The organism is Allobosea sp. P4_E12 (assembly GCF_056401655.1).
Genome location: NZ_JBFUIY010000063.1, coordinates 1 through 15,583 on the forward strand (window position 1 = coordinate 1; position 15,583 = coordinate 15,583).

The following is a 15,583-nucleotide window of genomic DNA, read 5'->3' on the forward strand; positions in this document are numbered from 1 at the left end:
CCCCTAGATTGACCTGTCGGCTCTGGATCTGATGGCATGGTGTGGCGGTCTTCGTACTGACCACGGACAGAAGCATGATCCTGGCGACGAGATATCGTTCAGAGGGACTTGACGATCAAAGGCCCATTACAGAAGGTCCTTACAACTCGGCGCCCGGCCCCGCTTCCCCAGAGTTGCTCTTCATGCCACCTTGCGCGCCGCGCTGTCCGGCGCTGAGGAGAAATTCATGGGCTGGATCGTTCTCGGGCTCCTTGCGGCCGCTGCCATCTATCTTGTCATGACCTATAACGGGCTCGTTGCGATGCGGCAGCGGGTCAACCAGGCCTTCGCCGATATCGACGTCCAGCTGAAGCAGCGCCACGATCTGATCCCGAACCTTGTCGAGACCGTAAAGGGTTACGCCTCGCATGAGCGCGAGACCTTCGACGCGGTCGTCAAGGCACGCAACGCGGCCCTGTCGGCCCAAGGCCCGCAAGCGCAGGCAGCCGCGGAACAGCAGCTATCCGGCGCGCTGGGCCGCCTGCTCGCTCTTTCCGAGGCCTATCCCGACCTCAAGGCAAGCGCCAATTTCCAGCAGCTCCAGAGCGAACTCAGCAATGTCGAGGACAAGCTCGCGGCGGCGCGGCGCTTCTTCAATAACGCCGTCGGCGAGTTCAACGCTGCGATCCAGGCTTTTCCGGCCGTGTTCTTCGCGCCGCAGATGGGTTTCACCCCGCGGGAGTTCTTCGATGTCGGCGAGCAAGCACGCGCGCAGCTCGATGTCGCCCCCACTGTGAAGTTCTGACCGGCTCGAGAGCGGCAACGGAGCGGCGCCATGCCGGGTCAGGCCTTCGGGCTCTATACCCATATGCGCAACAACCGGATCCGGTCGGGTTTCCTGATCGCCGGGCTGTTCCTGCTGGTCTATCTGACAAGCTACGGCCTGATCCTGATTGCCTATGGCTATGGTGGGGTCGCGCGCGGACAGAGCGTCTATTCAGAGACGATCCACCTGTTCTGGTCCTGGTTTCCGTTCATCACGCTCGCGGCCACGGCCTGGGTCTTCATCGGCTTCAAGATCAATGTCGGGCTGATCGGCGCGGTCACCGGCGCCAAAGGCGTGACGCGGGAACAGAACCCCAAGCTCTACCGGATGCTGGAGAACCTCTGCATCTCGCGGGGGCTCACCGTGCCCAAGCTCTCGATCGTTGAAAGCGAAGCCCTCAATGCCTTCGCCAGCGGCGTCAACGACAAGCAGTTCACCGTCACGGTCACGACCGGCCTGATCCAGACCCTCACGGATGATGAGATCGAGGCCGTTCTTGCGCATGAGCTGACCCATATCCGCAATGGCGACGTCCGGATGATGATCATCGCCGTGGTGATCGCAGGCGTGATTTCGCTCATCGGCGAGATCATCTTCCGCAGCGTGGGGCGCGTGCGGGTCTCGTCCAACGATGACAAGAAGGGCAACGGCGTCGCCATCCTGCTCGGCGTCGCAATCATCGCAATCTCCTGGCTGCTCGCCGTGGTGATCCGCCTGTCTCTGTCGCGTTCGCGCGAGTATCTGGCCGATGCCGGGGCGGTCGAACTGACCAAGAATCCGGACGCGATGATCTCCGCGCTGCTCAAGATCGCCGGGCGCGCCGATATCGACGGAGTGCCGTCGGGCGTCATGGACATGTGCTTCGAGAACGATCCCGACGATTTCGCCGACCTGTTCTCGACACATCCCTCGATCACCAAACGCGTGCAGGCACTCGTCGAGACGGCAGGCGGCCGGATGCCGGCGATGCCGCCGCATCCGCCCAGGATGTCAGAGCGTCAGGATCTGCCGACCATGGTCGGGACGGCGCGCGGTCCGTGGGGCGCCAGGCCGCAGGACTGACCCGCGGCAGCCTCGTGCTCAAGGCATCGGTCCGACAAGTGGATTGCAGTCCTTTGGAAAGCCGGTGCACACACAGAAGGTTGGTTCACCGGACCGGATACAGGATCCGGCCCCATGATCTAACACCCATCCCGGGCCCAGCGGAGGGCCTCCCCCAGCCGATCATCTCCCCAGAACAATTCGCCATCGCCAGTGACGAAGGCCGGAGCGCCGAAGATCCCGAGCGATTTCGCGAGTTCGGTCTCGGCCTTCAGCCTGCCCTTGACCTCCTCGCTTCGCGAGGCCGAGAACGCGGAGCCGGGATCCGCGCCAGCCTCCTTCAGCGCCGCGACCAGTACGGCTTCCTCGGCAATGTTTCGTCCCTCGCAGAACGCAGCCCTGAACAGCGCCTTCGAGAAGGCGGGCATCCAGCCCGCCTCGCGCCCTGCGAGCGCGACGCGCGCCGCGACGAGGGAATTCTGCGGAAACGGGTTGGGCCGGACAAGCTTGATGCCGGCACGGGCGGTCTGGCGCTCGAGATCGCGCCACATATAGCGGCCCTTGTTCGGGAACAGGTTGAAAGGTGACGTCGTCCAGCCCTGGCCGGCAAAGATCGGTCCAAGCAGGAAGGGCCGCCAACGCAGCGCCACTCCCGCTTCGTCTGCCACGGCTTCAGCCCGCAAGGCACTCAGAAAGGAATAGGGTGACGCGAACTCGTACCAGAAGTCGAGGACGGGACGATTCGGCATTCAGCCTCCAGGTCGGTCATCGGTTTGAGTCGCGCTCGGGAAGCTTCGACCTGTCGCGGCGCGACTGCAAGCACGCAGGACGCGTGTTGCACAATCGGCATCGTTGATACCGACCCATCACGGGATGACGTTTGATCGATCAGAAGGTTCCGATTGCGTCGTCCCGAGGGCTGCGATAGTGCGCCATTGAGCCGAAAACAGGGCCATCCACAGTCGAAGCGTCCCCGGCATGGAAACATGCCGTCAGAGCAGGAAGATCATCGATGTCCGACAAGCGCGTGAAGAAGGTCGTGCTCGCCTATTCCGGCGGCCTTGACACCTCGATCATCCTGAAATGGCTGCAAACCACCTATGAATGCGAGGTGGTGACCTTCACCGCCGATCTCGGCCAGGGCGAGGAGCTGGAGCCCGCTCGCCAGAAGGCGCTGCTGCTCGGCATCAAGCCCGAGAACATCCATATCGAGGACCTGCGCGAGGAATTCGTCCGCGACTACGTCTTCCCGATGTTCCGGGCCAATGCCGCCTATGAAGGCGTCTACCTGCTCGGCACCTCGATCGCTCGCCCGCTGATCGGCAAGAAGCTGATCGAGATCGCCGAGAGGGTCGGCGCGGACGCCATCTCTCATGGCGCAACCGGCAAGGGCAACGACCAGGTCCGCTTCGAACTCACCGCCTATGCGCTGAAGCCCGATGTCGTGGTGATCGCGCCCTGGCGCGAATGGGACCTGCGTTCGCGCGAGCAGCTCATCGCCTTCGCCGAACAGCACCAGATCCCGATCGCCAAGGACAAGCGCGGCGAAGCGCCCTTCTCGGTCGACGCCAACCTGCTGCACGCCTCCTCGGAAGGAAAGGTGCTGGAGGACCCGGCGCAGGAAGTGCCGGATTACGTCTACTCGCGCACGATCTCGCCCGAGGATGCGCCGGACAAGCCGACCTATATCACCATCGACTTCGCCAAGGGTGATGCGGTCGCCATCGACGGCGTCTCGCTTTCACCCGCCACGCTCCTGGCGAAATTGAACGATCTCGGCCGCGACAACGGCATCGGCCGCCTCGATCTCGTCGAGAACCGCTTCGTCGGCATGAAGTCGCGCGGCATGTATGAGACGCCCGGCGGCACGATCCTGCACGCGGCGCACCGGGCGATCGAGTCGATCACGCTCGACCGGGGCGCGGCCCATCTCAAGGACGAGATCATGCCGAAATATGCGGAGCTGATCTATAATGGCTTCTGGTTCTCGCCTGAGCGCGAGATGCTGCAGGCGCTGATCGACAAGAGCCAGGAATTCGTCGCCGGCCAGGTTCGCCTGAAGCTGTACAAGGGCGGCGTCCACGTTGTCGGCCGCTCCAGCCCCTATTCGCTCTACGACCAGGATCTGGTGACCTTCGAGGAGGGCGCAGTCGCCTATGATCACCGCGACGCGGCGGGCTTCATCCGCCTGAACGCGCTGCGCCTGCGGACACTCGGCCAGCGCAAGAAGAAGCTCGGTCTCTGATCGGGCTTGTCCCTCACGCGCTGCGGCGTTCACCGCTGCAGCGCGGACCGGACCGCGCGATGAAAGAGAACGGCTCGGTCGCGCGCGAAACCGATCAGGCTGGCTGAGCCCGATCAGAGCGAGGCGCCGATAGTCTTGATCAGTCAGCGGCCGGGCCGAGCGTCCCGGCCCTGATCAACGAGGCTTGCAACAGCGTCAGGTGCGCCAGCGCAAACGCTCGGGTGCCAGCGTGTTCTGAAATGCCACGCCCGTGCGCCGGGCCGCGGCATAGTCACGCTTCAGCCGGAAATACCATTGCGCCAGCCGGTCGGCCTGACCCATCAGCAGCATTGTCGGCTTGCGCTCGAGACCCTGCTGGGCAAGTTCCAGGATATCCTGGTCCTGACGCAGAAAGGCCCGGGCGGCCCAGCGGATCGGCAGGGCCAGCGGCACCAGTTGCGGCAGGTCGGAGAGCAGCACATTCGTCAGCAGCGTCCGCTTCGCATCGATCGGCGTCGCGAAGGTCGCGTTCACGATGGTACGGTTGCCCACGGTGATCCGCTCGATCCGTTGTCCCGGCAACAGGAAATCCACTTCGGTCTGCGGCCGGCCGAGCAACCGATAGCCCCTGGAGTTCGCCGCTGCCCTATGGGCCGTCATCCGGAAGCCAAATGGCAGAGGGGCGAAGTCCTTGGTCTTCTCCCGCGCCGTCGCGGTTGGCCGCCACCACCAGGAATTATGGACGTAGCCGACATGGCCAGGATCGATCAGGCTGAGCACGCATAGATCGTAGGAGGCCTCGACCAGCACGGAAACGGACACGCGGCACCGCGGTACGCGCTGCAGCATCAGCTCGGGAACCGGCGGGGCCTCGGCCGGCTGCGAGCCCAGATAGACCCAGATGATGCCGTCCGCCTCTCGCACCGGAAAGCCCTGGACCCTGACCTGTCCGGGATCCGTCGCATCATCATGAACCAGGGTCGGCATTGCCAGGCACTGTCCGTCCGTGCCGAAGCGCCAGCCATGGAAGGGACATGTGAGAGCCACCCCGTCGAATTGTCCTTGCGATAGCGGCGCGCCCCGATGCGGGCAACGATCACGCAAAGCGAAGACTTCACCGCTGCGCCTGCGACCGATCACGATCTGTTCGCCAAGGATCGTCACGCTCTCGCGGGCGCCGGGAGCAAGTCGTCCCTTGCTCTTGGCGCAGTACCAGGCTTCGCGTGGCGGCTCGCGAAACTCGCTGGCCGCCGGCACCGCCTGCGCCACAGCATCGATCGGCGGGATCACTGAAACTGTCATTCGGGACCTTGGGTATCCTATGCCGCGCCGAAGGCTGGCGGCTCAGGCTCAAGGTCGACCTGGGGATTGCCGGTGCATTGCAGGCTGGTCTCGAAACGCACTGTCGCGCTCGGGGTGCCGGTTCGGATGCTCCCAAGGGCACTCGCGCCGGCGCAGCTAGAGCATCGGCCCAAAAAGTGGATTGCGGTTTTCGGGAAAAGCCGATGCAAGCACAGGTGACCTAGGCCGCGCAGATGAAGTGGCCGAGCTTCGTCACGGCTTGTCGACGATCCAGGTATGGGGCCGATCGCTGCCCTGCGCGAGCTCCTCGTGCCAATCACCCCGGGCATCCTGATAGACGATGCCGTCGGTGACGCCTGGTCGCTTCTGGCGGGCAGCGGCCTTGTTGGCCGCCTTGAGCGCGGCGTCATGCGACCGGAAGGTCTCGGATAGCGCACCGCCGACCTTGTAGGCCCAGCCGCCATCGTGCTCGACGATCTCGTACTTCACCATGACCATGGCCGTCCTCCGAGGATCACAAGCGGAACCGCCGGACGCCCCTCGGGTTCCACCGCCTCGAAGATAGTCCGAGCCGGCCCGATGATGAAGACCCAAATCGGCTTCGGCTACTCGCCGTTACCGCTATCAGCCGCGCGCAAACCTTCGAGCACCGGCATCGAGGTGACGTGATAGCCGGCATCGACATGATGAACGTCGCCGGTCACGCCGCCCGACAGATCCGAGAGGTAGTACAACGCCGAGCCACCGATCTCCTCGAGCGTCACCGACTTGCGCAAGGGCGAATTGGCCCGCTGCCATGAATACATGGCGCGCGCATCCGAAATGCCGGCGCCGGCAAGCGTGCGCACCGGCCCGGGCGAGAGTGCGTTGACGCGGATGCCGCGCGGACCGAAATCGGCGGCGAGATAGCGCATGCTCGCCTCGAGCGCCGCCTTGGCCACACCCATCACATTGTAGTTCGGCATCACCCGCGTCGATCCGCCATAGGTCAGCGTGATCATGCTGCCGCCTCTGGGCATGCGCTCGGCGGCGCGCTTGGCGGCTTCCGTGAAGGAGAAGCAGGAGATCACCATGGTGCGCGAGAAATTCTCGCGGCTGGTGTCGGCATAGAGGCCCTTGAGCTCGTTCTTGTCGGAGAAGCCGATGGCGTGAACGATGAAATCGAGCGTGTTGCGCTCGGGATCCCCACCCCAGGCCTCGTCGATCGCAGCGAAGGCGCCATCGACGCTTGCGATATCCTCGACATCGCAAGGCAGGACCAGCTTCGATCCGATGCTCTCCGCCAGCGGCTTCACGCGCTTGCCGAGCGCTTCGCCCTGATAGGTGAAGGCCATCTCGGCGCCATGGGCGTGGAGGGTCCGCGCAATGCCCCAGGCGATGGAATTCTGGTTGGCGACGCCCATGACGAGGCCGCGCTTGTTATGCATCAAGGGGAGCATGGGATGACTCTATTCGGGTCTTGGAAGGGTACTTAAGCAACAGGAAGTAAGACTGGATCAGGCGGGTAGGCTTGGCTCTTGCTACAGATGCTTGGCGATGGCTGCGGCCGTCGCCTTGGATGATGCCAGCGGCACGATCTCGAAGCGCGCGAGATCGCTCCATTCCAGCACCCATTCCTGCAGCACCGCGACATCGTCGCATTCCATCACCTGGAAGCAACGCGCCAGGTCTGCCTGGATCCAGCTGTCCACATAGCGCAGGCCATCGGGCATCATGCGGCCACGCTCGTGGAAGCGACGATAGATGTCCTTCACCCGCGCCTGGTCGAAATGCTCGATGACCATGAACAGCATGGAGGCTCAGACCTCCAGCCGCTTCATCACGATGGTCGCATTCGTTCCGCCGAAGCCGAAGGAATTCGAGAGCACGCAACCAAGGCCGGCATTGTCGATGCGCTTGCGCACGATCGGCATGTCGGCAAAGGCGGGATCGAGCTCCTCGATATGGGCGCTTTCGCAAATGAAATCGTTGTTGAGCATCAGGAGCGAATAGATCGCCTCCTGAACGCCGGTCGCACCCAGCGAATGGCCGGTCAGCGACTTTGTCGCCGAGATCGGCGGGCTCTTCTCGCCGGCGCCGAAGACCTCGCGGATCGCCTCGATCTCCTTGGCATCGCCGACCGGGGTCGAGGTGCCGTGAGGGTTGATGTAGTCGACCTTGGCCTTCACGCCCTGCAGAGCCATCCTCATGCAGCGCACCGCGCCCTCACCGGAGGGGGCCACCATGTCGTAACCGTCCGACGTCGCGCCATAGCCGACGATCTCGCCATAGATGCGTGCGCCGCGCGCCTTGGCGTGTTCCAGTTCCTCAAGCACCACCACGCCGGCCCCGCCGGCGATGACGAAGCCGTCGCGCCTGACGTCATAGGCGCGCGACGCCCGTGACGGCGTCTCGTTGAAATTGGTCGACATGGCGCCCATAGCGTCGAACAGGACGGAGAGCGTCCAGTCCAGTTCCTCGCAGCCACCAGCGAAGATCACATCCTGCTTGCCCCACTGGATCAGCTCATAGGCATTGCCGATGCAGTGGTTCGACGTCGCGCAGGCCGAGGAGATCGAGTAGTTCACGCCCTTGATCTTGAACCAGGTCGCAAGCGTAGCCGACGCGGTCGAGGACATGCCCTTGGGCACCGCAAACGGGCCGACCTTCTTCGACGATCCGCTTTCGCGGGCCTTGTCATAGGCGTCGATCAGGGCGCGGGTCGAGGGACCGCCCGAGCCCATGACGATGCCGGTCCGCTCATGGCTGATCTCGCCGGCCTCGAGGCCGGCATCCGCAATCGCCTGCTCCATGGCAACATGGTTCCAGGCGGAACCGCCGCCATGGAAGCGCATGGCGCGACGGTCGACCACGCTGGCGGCGTCGAGTGTCGGAGCGCCGCCGACGCGGCTGCGGAAACCATGTTCCGCAAATTCTGGCATGAAGGCGATGCCGGATTTGGCCTCGTGCAGCGAGGACAGCACTTCCTGCGTATTGTTGCCGATGGACGAGACAATGCCCATCCCTGTGACCACAACGCGTCTCATGCTCGTTTCTCCGGCTTTCTCGTCACGGACCGGACCTCGCGGAGGTCCGGTCTATCTTCTCAATCACGCGCAGATGGACCGCTCAGACGGCGAGCGCAAGGCCGGTGCGCGGTTTTACTCAGGCGCCTTCAGGCTTGAACAAGCCAACGCGCATATCTGAGACCGTATAGATTCGCTTGCCATCCGCCTCCAGCCAGCCGTCGGCGATGCCGAGCACAAGCTTGGACTTGAAGACCCGCTTGAATTCGACGCCGTAGACGACCTGCTTGACGCTGGGCAGGACCTGGTCCGCGAATTTCACCTCGCCGACGCCAAGTGCCCTGCCCCGGCCCGGCAGCCCGAGCCAGCCGAGGAAGAAGCCGGTGAGCTGCCAGAGCGCATCGAGCCCGAGGCAGCCCGGCATCACCGGATCGCCCTTGAAATGGCAATCGAAGAACCAAAGATCCGGCCGGACATCGAATTCGGCGCGCACGAAGCCCTTGCCATGAGGACCACCATTCTCGGCGATCTCGGTGATGCGATCGAACATCAGCATCGGCGGCAGCGGCAACTGCGCATTACCAGGTCCGAAAAGTTCCCCGCGACCGCAGCTGAGGATCTCCTCGTAGCTGAATGACGACTGACGCTCCATACTGCCCCGCTCCGTATCGACCGTTTGGCCAAGCCCTATCCGGCATTGGCGATGGTCATGTGCTCTCGGAGCCGTGCGTAACACGGGCCTGCGCCGAAACGAAAGGGCGCAACCCGGGTCTTCCGCCCGAAAGATCGGCGATCACAGGCTGCGCAAGCCTTGCCAGGCCGTCATGGCGGCCACCAGAACAAGCAACGCACCGACCGCACGACCAACCAGCATGGTTGCCTGGCGGTTGCCCGCAAGCACGGTGCGGCTGCCTGCCGCAGCGAGTGCGAGCGAGCCGTAGACCGCAAACTGCGTCCCGGCGATGATCAGACTCAGGATCGCGGCCTGCAACCAGATCGCGCCCGCCTCCGGCCTCAGGAACTGCGGGAAGACGGCCAGCATGAAGAGATAGGCTTTCGGATTCAGCAGATTGGTCAAGGCCCCCTGCCGGAACGCTGTCCAGCTATTGCAACGCCGCGTCTCCAGGACCGGCGCGAAGGATGCGCCTCCGCGCAGCAATGCAAGGCCGATCCAGGCGATATAGGCCGAGCCCAGCAGCAGCATGACGTCGAAGGCCATCGGCACGAGCCGAAGCACCGCACTCACGCCCAGGACACCCACCACGACATGGCAGATGCCGGCCGCGATCACTCCCGCCGTCGCATAGAGGCCAGAGCGGCGCCCACCGGCGAGCGCGTTCGCCAGCACGAAAGCCATATCCATGCCCGGCACGATGACGATACCGAAAACCAGACTGAAGAAGAGCCAGAGATGTACGGTCTCGGACATGGCAGCCTCCGAACCATCAGCCGCGATCATGCGTGGAGAGGCACCCGAATCCTGTCAGGAGGCTGGCGGAAGCTTGCGAGGGCGAAAGCAAGGCCTTACATCTCATCTAAACTAGGCGCCGCATCATCGCGGCACGCCGATCACTGCAAACCAGAAGGACCGAGCCTGCGCATGAGCGATCTGATCTCCCAGAACCAGGGCTACGGATCGAGCGATCGGCAGGGCTGTCCGTTCCATGACGTACGCCAGCGGCTGCGCCGCGTCGGGCTTCGTCCGACACGGCAGCGCGTTTCGCTCGGTTGGCTGCTGTTCGCCAAGGGCGACCGGCACGTCAACGCCGAGATGCTCTATGAGGAAGCGATGAAGGCGCGCGTGCCGGTGTCGCTTGCGACCGTCTACAATACGCTGCACCAGTTTACCCAGGCCGGCCTGCTGCGCGAGCTCGCAATCGACGGCGCCAAGACCTTTTTCGACACAGACAATAGCGACCACCATCATTTCGTGGTCGATGGCGAGAATACGGTGATCGATATTCCAGCCTCGGCGGTCGACGTCGCTGCTCTGCCGGAGCCTCCGACAGGTTACGAAATCGCTCGCGTCGATGTCGTCGTGCGTTTGCGCAAGATCGCCGGCTGACGCAACGCGTCCAGCCTTCACTCACAGGATGCCTATGCTGCGAGCCCTCTGCGCGGGCATTGTTGCGTCGCCAGGAGACCATGCGTGACCAATGAGCCGAGCAAGGCCCTGATCTCCCGCCGCAGTCTGACCGGCCTCGTGGCCCTGGCGCTGGTCACTCCCGCCGGAAGCGCGATCGCCTCGCCGATGACATTGCGTGGAACGGTGTTCTTCCGCGAGCGCATCGCGCTGCCACGGACGGCGATCGTCGAGGTCCGCCTGCTCGATGTCTCGCTGGCCGACGCGCCCGCCAAGACGATTGCCGAGACACGCCTTCGGGCGCGCCGCAATCCGATCCGTTACACGCTGCGTTTCGACCGCGCGCTGATCGAGCCGCGCTGGACCTATGCCCTGCAGGCGCGCATCACCGACGGCGAGCGCCTGCTGTTCATCAACACGACCCGCCACACCGTCTTCGACGGCGGCCGCAACGACACGACGATCCGGGTCGAACATGTCGCCCGCGACCAGGCTGAAGCGCCGCGACCAGCCACGCCGGTCGGGCGCTGGCTCGCCGAGGATATTCGCAGCGGCGGCGTGATGGACCGGCTGCAATCGGTGCTTGAGCTCGCGGCGGACGGCAAGGTCAGTGGCACGGGCGGCTGCAACCGCATGAGCGGCAGCGCTAAGATCAGCGGGCCCCAGATCGCCTTCGGCCCGCTCGCCTCCACGCGCATGGCCTGCACGCCGGCTGCGATGAATCAGGAAAGCAAGTTCTTCGCAGCGCTGGAAGCCGCTCGCGGCTGGCGCATCGACCAGCGCCAGGACAAGCTCGTCCTGCTGGATGCGGGCGGCTCGCCGATCATGCGTCTCGCCAGGATGTAGCGCGTAAAGGGATCAGTCGACCTTCTCGTTCGGGTAGACCCCCCAGAGACGCTCCTGCTTGATATAGCCGTTCATCTTGGCGACGCCGACGCGGCACCAGGAATTCGCGCAGTTCACCACATTGACGATCACGCCCGGCTGCAGACGGGCGGTCACGGCCGATCCGGCGTCGGCGTTCGCATGGAGCGTGAAGACCTCGTCCTTGACCTTCGACCAGGGGGCGACAAGGGCCGTGCGCCGCCCCGAGAGCAGGCTGTGAAGCACCCAGCCCTCCGAGCCGTCGGCATCGCGCACGCGGCGCCAGGTCTCGAATTCGGCGGTGATCTCGACGGGCAGACCCGCACGCTGGAACACCCAGCTCGTGCGATGCTCCTTGGAGGGGCCTTCGCGCAGATTGACCCGGTCYGACTTCAGACTGACATAGCGCGGGATCGGCAGCCCGGTCACGGAACCGGCCGTCATGTCCTGGGCGAGAACAGCCGAGCCTGAGCCGAGATTTGCAAGCATTGCCGCCGCCAAAACCAGGCTCCGCATCATCAGACCGCTCATCCGCACCATCTCCGCATCATGTTCGTGCTCCGCCATGGTCCGGGTACCCGGCGAAGGGTCATGTTGTCATCCGACGCGCCGCCTTCTAGACACGAACCAGCGCGTGAACACGTCGTTCTCATTCCTGATACGCCTTAGTTAATGGCGGGTTGAGGCGGAACGGCGGCGTTGTCGCAGGGCTGCGGGGAGAGGAGCCGTCAATGACGAAGAAGAAGCCGCTGGTCGTGGTCACACGCAAGCTGCCGGCCGTCGTCGAAACGCGCATGCGCGAGCTGTTCGACGCCCGTCTCAATATCGATGACGCCCCGATGAGCCAGGCTGCGCTGGTCGAGGCGGTCAAGACCGCTGACGTGCTGGTTCCGACCGTGACCGACCGGATCGATGCCGGGATCATCGCCCAGGCTGGCGATCAGTTGCGCCTGATCGCCAATTTCGGCAATGGCGTCGACAATATCGATGTCGCCAGCGCCGTGCAGCGCGGCATCACCGTGACTAACACGCCAGGCGTGTTGACCGACGACACGGCCGACATGACGATCGCCCTCATCCTGGCCGTGGCGCGACGGATTTCGGAGGGCGCCCGCATCATCTCGGACGACGAGTGGGGCGGCTGGTCGCCGACCTGGATGCTGGGCCGGCGCATCACCGGCAAGCGCCTCGGCATTGTCGGCATGGGCCGGATCGGCCAGGCGGTGGCGAAGCGGGCCGCGGCCTTCGGCCTCTCGATCCATTATCACAACCGCCGGCGCGTCGATGCGCGCATCGAGGAGGCACTCGACGCGACCTACTGGGATTCGCTCGACCAGATGCTGGCGCGGATGGATATCGTCTCGATCAACTGCCCGCACACACCGGCGACCTATCACCTGCTCTCGGCCCGCCGTCTGAAGCTGATGAAGCCCGACGCCATCCTTGTGAACACGGCGCGCGGCGAAATCGTCGACGAGACGGCGCTTGCGCGCATGCTGGAAGCGGGAGAACTTTCCGGCGCCGGTCTCGACGTGTTCGAGCACGAGCCCGCCGTGAACCCGCGCCTGCTCAAGCTGGCCCGCAGCCACAAGATCGTCGTGCTGCCCCATATGGGTTCGGCAACGCATGAAGGCCGGGCCGATATGGGTGAGAAGGTCATCGTCAACATCAAGACCTTCATGGATGGTCACAAGCCGCCGGACCGCGTGCTGCCGAGCATGCTGTAGGCGACGGCCCGATCGGGCCAGAACAGCTCCCCAGGATCCGCTTGGTCCACCCAATTGAAGGCAAGGTCAGGCTGCAGCAGCTCGCTCAGCCGGAGGAAGCCGGCATTCCGACAGGCTGGCGAGATCGTCGAGATCGGCCGCGTGCTTGCGTCCCCAGTCGCATAGGGACCGGATGATCGGCTCCAGGCTGTGCCCGAGTGCGGTCACGGAATAATCGACGCGCGGCGGCACTTGCTGAAGGATCTCGCGATGGACGAGCCCATGCTCTTCCATCTCGCGCAATTGCTGGATCAGGACCTTCTGGCTGATCCGCGGCATCTGCTTCTTCAACTCCGTGAGACGCCTCGGCTGATCGAAGAGCTGGTAGAGGATGATCGCCTTCCAGCGTCCCGCAATCACCTTCAGCGCGCGCTCGACCGGCTGTACCGGCAGGCGCTTCATCGGATCGGCCATGGTTACCTTCCGGTCTGTAAGAGACAAATCGGTGTGTAGTCGTTGGACCGCATCATAGCCCAGAACGCCCGGCAGGATCATTCACTGTCGCGAGGCGCCCATGAAGGCCATCCAGATCAGCCGCTTCGGCGGCCCCGATATGCTCATACCCACCGACGTCGCGAAGCCGCTCCCCCGCCCCGGCGAGGTGCTGATCCGCGTCCGCGCAGCCGGGGTCAACTTCTTCGAGACGCTACAGAGGCAGGATCGCTATGGCGCGACGCCCGTTCTGCCCATGATCCCCGGCGTCGAGATCGCCGGCACGATCGAGACTCTCGGCGAAGGGGCCTCCGGCTTTCAGCGCGGCGATCGGGTCGCCGTCCCGCTCTTCGCGGCCGGCATCTTCTCAGGCGGCTACGCTGAATATGTCGCAGCCGATGCGGCTCACGTCGTTGCGCTCCCCCCGGGCCTTCCGTTTGAGACAGCCGCGGCCCTGATGGTGCAGGGCCTGACAGCCCTCCATCTCTTTCGACAGGCACAGCCTGCGGGCAAGACAGTCCTGATCAATGCCGCAGCAGGGGGCGTCGGCAGCCTGCTCGTGCAGATGGCCAAACATGCAGGAGCGAAGCGTGTCATCGCGGCAGCAAGCTCGCAGGACAAGCTCGCCCTCACCCGGGACCTCGGGGCCGATGCGGGCGTCGATTACACGCAACCCAATTGGGGTGTTCAGGTCCAGGCCGCGACCGGCGGCGCGGGGCCCGACATCATCTACGAATCAGCGGGCGGAAAGATTGCAGTGACAAGTCTGGAGCTGCTCGCTCCCTCTGGCTGGATCGTCCTGTTCGGAGCGCTGAACACCCGGGATGCTGGACTGGACATGTCCCAGTTGCAGAAGCTCATCTCCAGCAATCAATTGCTTGCCGGTTTCAGCCTGCTGCCGCTACTGACCGCCGAGAACGTCAAAACCGACCTCGCCATGCTATTCGGCCTGGCCGAGCGTGGCGAGCTCACCGTGCTTTCCGGCGGCAGCTTTCCCCTGGAGCAGGCGGCCGCGGCGCATGAAGCATTGGAAAGCCGGCGTTCGGCCGGCAAGATCGTGCTGGTGCCCTGAGCGAAGCGAGGCCAAGAGCATGCCGCGAAAAGTGGCAACGGTTTTTCGCATAAAGCATGCTCTAAACTATGAGAGTCGATCACGCTGTGGAGCGTCAACAGGTTGTCCTCGTCGCGAGCGAGTCTGCTGATGGGTGTCTTGGCCTGGATTCCGCCGTGGGGGCGATGCCAATTGTAATGATGGAGCCAGCGCGGCAGCTCTTCGGCTCTGCGCTCTGAGTGGGGATAGGGTCTGGCATAGGCCCATTCGCGTAGCGCCGTCTGGATGAAGCGTTCGGCCTTGCCGTTGGTCCTGGGCGTGTAGGGCCTGGTCCTGATCTGGCGCAGGCCGAGCTCGCGGCAGGCGTGGCGGAAGGCATGGGCTTTGTAGCAGGGGCCGTTGTCGGTCATGACGCGCGCGACGGAGACGCCGAGGCCTTTGTAATAGGCGACGGCGGCCCTGAGGAAGGCGACCGCGCTGAGCGCCGTCTCGTCCGGCTTGATCTCGACGAAGGCGAGCCGGGAGGCATCGTCGATGCAGACATGGGCGAACTCCCAGCCCGCCCCGACGCTGCGGCCGGCGCTGCGATCCCCGGTGACGCGATGCCCCGGCTCCCTGAACCGGTTGAGCTTCTTGATGTCGAGATGGATCAGTTCGCCGGGGCGAGCGCGCTCGTAGCGGCGCGCCGGCTCGGCCGGGTCGAGGTCGCGCATCCGGCTCAGCCGCGCTCGTCGCAGGATCCGGCTCACCGTGGCCGGCGAGACCTGAGCCTGCTTGGCGATGGCCTGGCCGCTCAGCCGCTGGCGCCGCAGTGCGATGATCTGCTCGACCTGGCCTGCCGGCGTCGGGCGATGCAGCCGGCGCGGACGCGACGAGCGGTCCGCCAGCCCGGCCATGCCCTCGGCGGCGAAGCGGGCGATCCATTTATGGACGGTCTTGAGGCTGACGCGGGCCGCCTTGGCGATCACGCCAGAGGCCGTGCCTGCCGCCGCCATGCGCACGATCCGCTC

Annotated in this window: 17 protein-coding genes and 1 pseudogene; 7 read left to right on the top strand and 11 right to left on the bottom strand. The window is 64.5% G+C overall.

Features of this window, described 5'->3' with window-relative positions:
- Positions 1 to 226: 226 nt before the first annotated feature.
- Both AC1DW9_RS34590 and AC1DW9_RS34595 read left to right on the top strand, forming a co-directional pair.
- Positions 227 to 784, top strand: a complete 558-nt coding sequence (locus tag AC1DW9_RS34590) for a LemA family protein (RefSeq protein ID WP_069882216.1) — start codon at positions 227 to 229, stop codon at positions 782 to 784.
- A gap of 30 nt (positions 785 to 814) precedes the next feature.
- On the top strand, positions 815 to 1,867 hold the full coding sequence (locus tag AC1DW9_RS34595; protein ID WP_441507295.1) for a M48 family metallopeptidase: 1,053 nt from the start codon (positions 815 to 817) through the stop codon (positions 1,865 to 1,867).
- 119 nt (positions 1,868 to 1,986) lie between these two features.
- Here the strand turns inward: AC1DW9_RS34595 and AC1DW9_RS34600 are convergent, their stop codons facing one another.
- Positions 1,987 to 2,595 carry a 2-hydroxychromene-2-carboxylate isomerase gene (locus AC1DW9_RS34600; protein WP_441490239.1) on the bottom strand — a complete coding sequence of 203 codons (609 nt, stop codon included), beginning with the start codon at positions 2,593 to 2,595 and terminating at the stop codon, positions 1,987 to 1,989.
- A 263-nt stretch (positions 2,596 to 2,858) separates the two neighbouring features.
- Between AC1DW9_RS34600 and AC1DW9_RS34605 the strand changes: the two genes are divergently transcribed.
- Positions 2,859 to 4,091 carry an argininosuccinate synthase gene (locus AC1DW9_RS34605; protein ID WP_069877759.1) on the top strand — a complete coding sequence of 411 codons (1,233 nt, stop codon included), beginning with the start codon at positions 2,859 to 2,861 and terminating at the stop codon, positions 4,089 to 4,091.
- 195 nt (positions 4,092 to 4,286) lie between these two features.
- Here AC1DW9_RS34605 and AC1DW9_RS34610 read toward each other — a convergent pair whose 3' ends face one another.
- From AC1DW9_RS34610 to AC1DW9_RS34640, 7 genes are all read right to left on the bottom strand, one after another.
- Entirely contained in the window at positions 4,287 to 5,372 is a 1,086-nt protein-coding gene (locus AC1DW9_RS34610) for a Rieske 2Fe-2S domain-containing protein (protein ID WP_441507296.1), read from the bottom strand.
- 252 nt (positions 5,373 to 5,624) lie between these two features.
- Positions 5,625 to 5,870 (bottom strand): DUF2188 domain-containing protein, encoded by a 246-nt coding sequence (locus AC1DW9_RS34615; RefSeq protein WP_069877761.1) that lies wholly within the window; start codon positions 5,868 to 5,870, stop codon positions 5,625 to 5,627.
- A 107-nt stretch (positions 5,871 to 5,977) separates the two neighbouring features.
- Positions 5,978 to 6,811: an enoyl-ACP reductase FabI gene (gene fabI / locus AC1DW9_RS34620; protein ID WP_069877762.1), complete on the bottom strand. Its 834-nt coding sequence runs from the start codon at positions 6,809 to 6,811 to the stop codon at positions 5,978 to 5,980.
- An 81-nt stretch (positions 6,812 to 6,892) separates the two neighbouring features.
- Complete coding sequence (locus AC1DW9_RS34625; RefSeq protein ID WP_069877763.1) at positions 6,893 to 7,165, bottom strand: DUF3303 domain-containing protein; 273 nt, start codon at positions 7,163 to 7,165, stop codon at positions 6,893 to 6,895.
- A gap of 6 nt (positions 7,166 to 7,171) precedes the next feature.
- Entirely contained in the window at positions 7,172 to 8,398 is a 1,227-nt protein-coding gene (fabB, locus tag AC1DW9_RS34630) for a beta-ketoacyl-ACP synthase I (protein ID WP_441490241.1), read from the bottom strand.
- Between the two features lie 118 nt (positions 8,399 to 8,516).
- On the bottom strand, positions 8,517 to 9,029 hold the full coding sequence (gene fabA / locus AC1DW9_RS34635) for a 3-hydroxyacyl-[acyl-carrier-protein] dehydratase FabA (protein WP_043231524.1): 513 nt from the start codon (positions 9,027 to 9,029) through the stop codon (positions 8,517 to 8,519).
- A gap of 141 nt (positions 9,030 to 9,170) precedes the next feature.
- A complete protein-coding gene (locus AC1DW9_RS34640) occupies positions 9,171 to 9,806 on the bottom strand; it encodes a LysE family translocator (RefSeq protein WP_441507297.1) in 636 nt (211 codons plus the stop codon).
- Positions 9,807 to 9,977: 171 nt separating this feature from the next.
- On the opposite strand from AC1DW9_RS34640, the gene irrA reads away from it, so the two are divergent.
- Positions 9,978 to 10,442, top strand: coding sequence for an iron response transcriptional regulator IrrA (irrA, locus tag AC1DW9_RS34645; protein ID WP_069877765.1), 465 nt, complete (start codon positions 9,978 to 9,980; stop codon positions 10,440 to 10,442).
- A gap of 84 nt (positions 10,443 to 10,526) precedes the next feature.
- Positions 10,527 to 11,306, top strand: a complete 780-nt coding sequence (locus AC1DW9_RS34650) for an META domain-containing protein (protein ID WP_441507298.1) — start codon at positions 10,527 to 10,529, stop codon at positions 11,304 to 11,306.
- A gap of 12 nt (positions 11,307 to 11,318) precedes the next feature.
- Here the strand turns inward: AC1DW9_RS34650 and AC1DW9_RS34655 are convergent, their stop codons facing one another.
- Positions 11,319 to 11,891, bottom strand: coding sequence for an SH3 domain-containing protein (locus AC1DW9_RS34655; RefSeq protein WP_476776565.1), 573 nt, complete (start codon positions 11,889 to 11,891; stop codon positions 11,319 to 11,321).
- A 164-nt stretch (positions 11,892 to 12,055) separates the two neighbouring features.
- Here AC1DW9_RS34655 and AC1DW9_RS34660 point away from each other — a divergent pair, with 164 nt between their 5' ends.
- Positions 12,056 to 13,051 carry a 2-hydroxyacid dehydrogenase gene (locus AC1DW9_RS34660; protein ID WP_113517994.1) on the top strand — a complete coding sequence of 332 codons (996 nt, stop codon included), beginning with the start codon at positions 12,056 to 12,058 and terminating at the stop codon, positions 13,049 to 13,051.
- Positions 13,052 to 13,117: 66 nt separating this feature from the next.
- Here the strand turns inward: AC1DW9_RS34660 and AC1DW9_RS34665 are convergent, their stop codons facing one another.
- Positions 13,118 to 13,504 carry a winged helix-turn-helix transcriptional regulator gene (locus tag AC1DW9_RS34665; RefSeq protein WP_441507299.1) on the bottom strand — a complete coding sequence of 129 codons (387 nt, stop codon included), beginning with the start codon at positions 13,502 to 13,504 and terminating at the stop codon, positions 13,118 to 13,120.
- Positions 13,505 to 13,604: 100 nt separating this feature from the next.
- Between AC1DW9_RS34665 and AC1DW9_RS34670 the strand changes: the two genes are divergently transcribed.
- Positions 13,605 to 14,594: a quinone oxidoreductase family protein gene (locus tag AC1DW9_RS34670; protein WP_441507300.1), complete on the top strand. Its 990-nt coding sequence runs from the start codon at positions 13,605 to 13,607 to the stop codon at positions 14,592 to 14,594.
- A gap of 83 nt (positions 14,595 to 14,677) precedes the next feature.
- Here AC1DW9_RS34670 and AC1DW9_RS34675 read toward each other — a convergent pair.
- Positions 14,678 to 15,577, bottom strand: a pseudogene (locus AC1DW9_RS34675) (IS481 family transposase); the annotation flags it as partial.
- Positions 15,578 to 15,583: the final 6 nt, after the last annotated feature.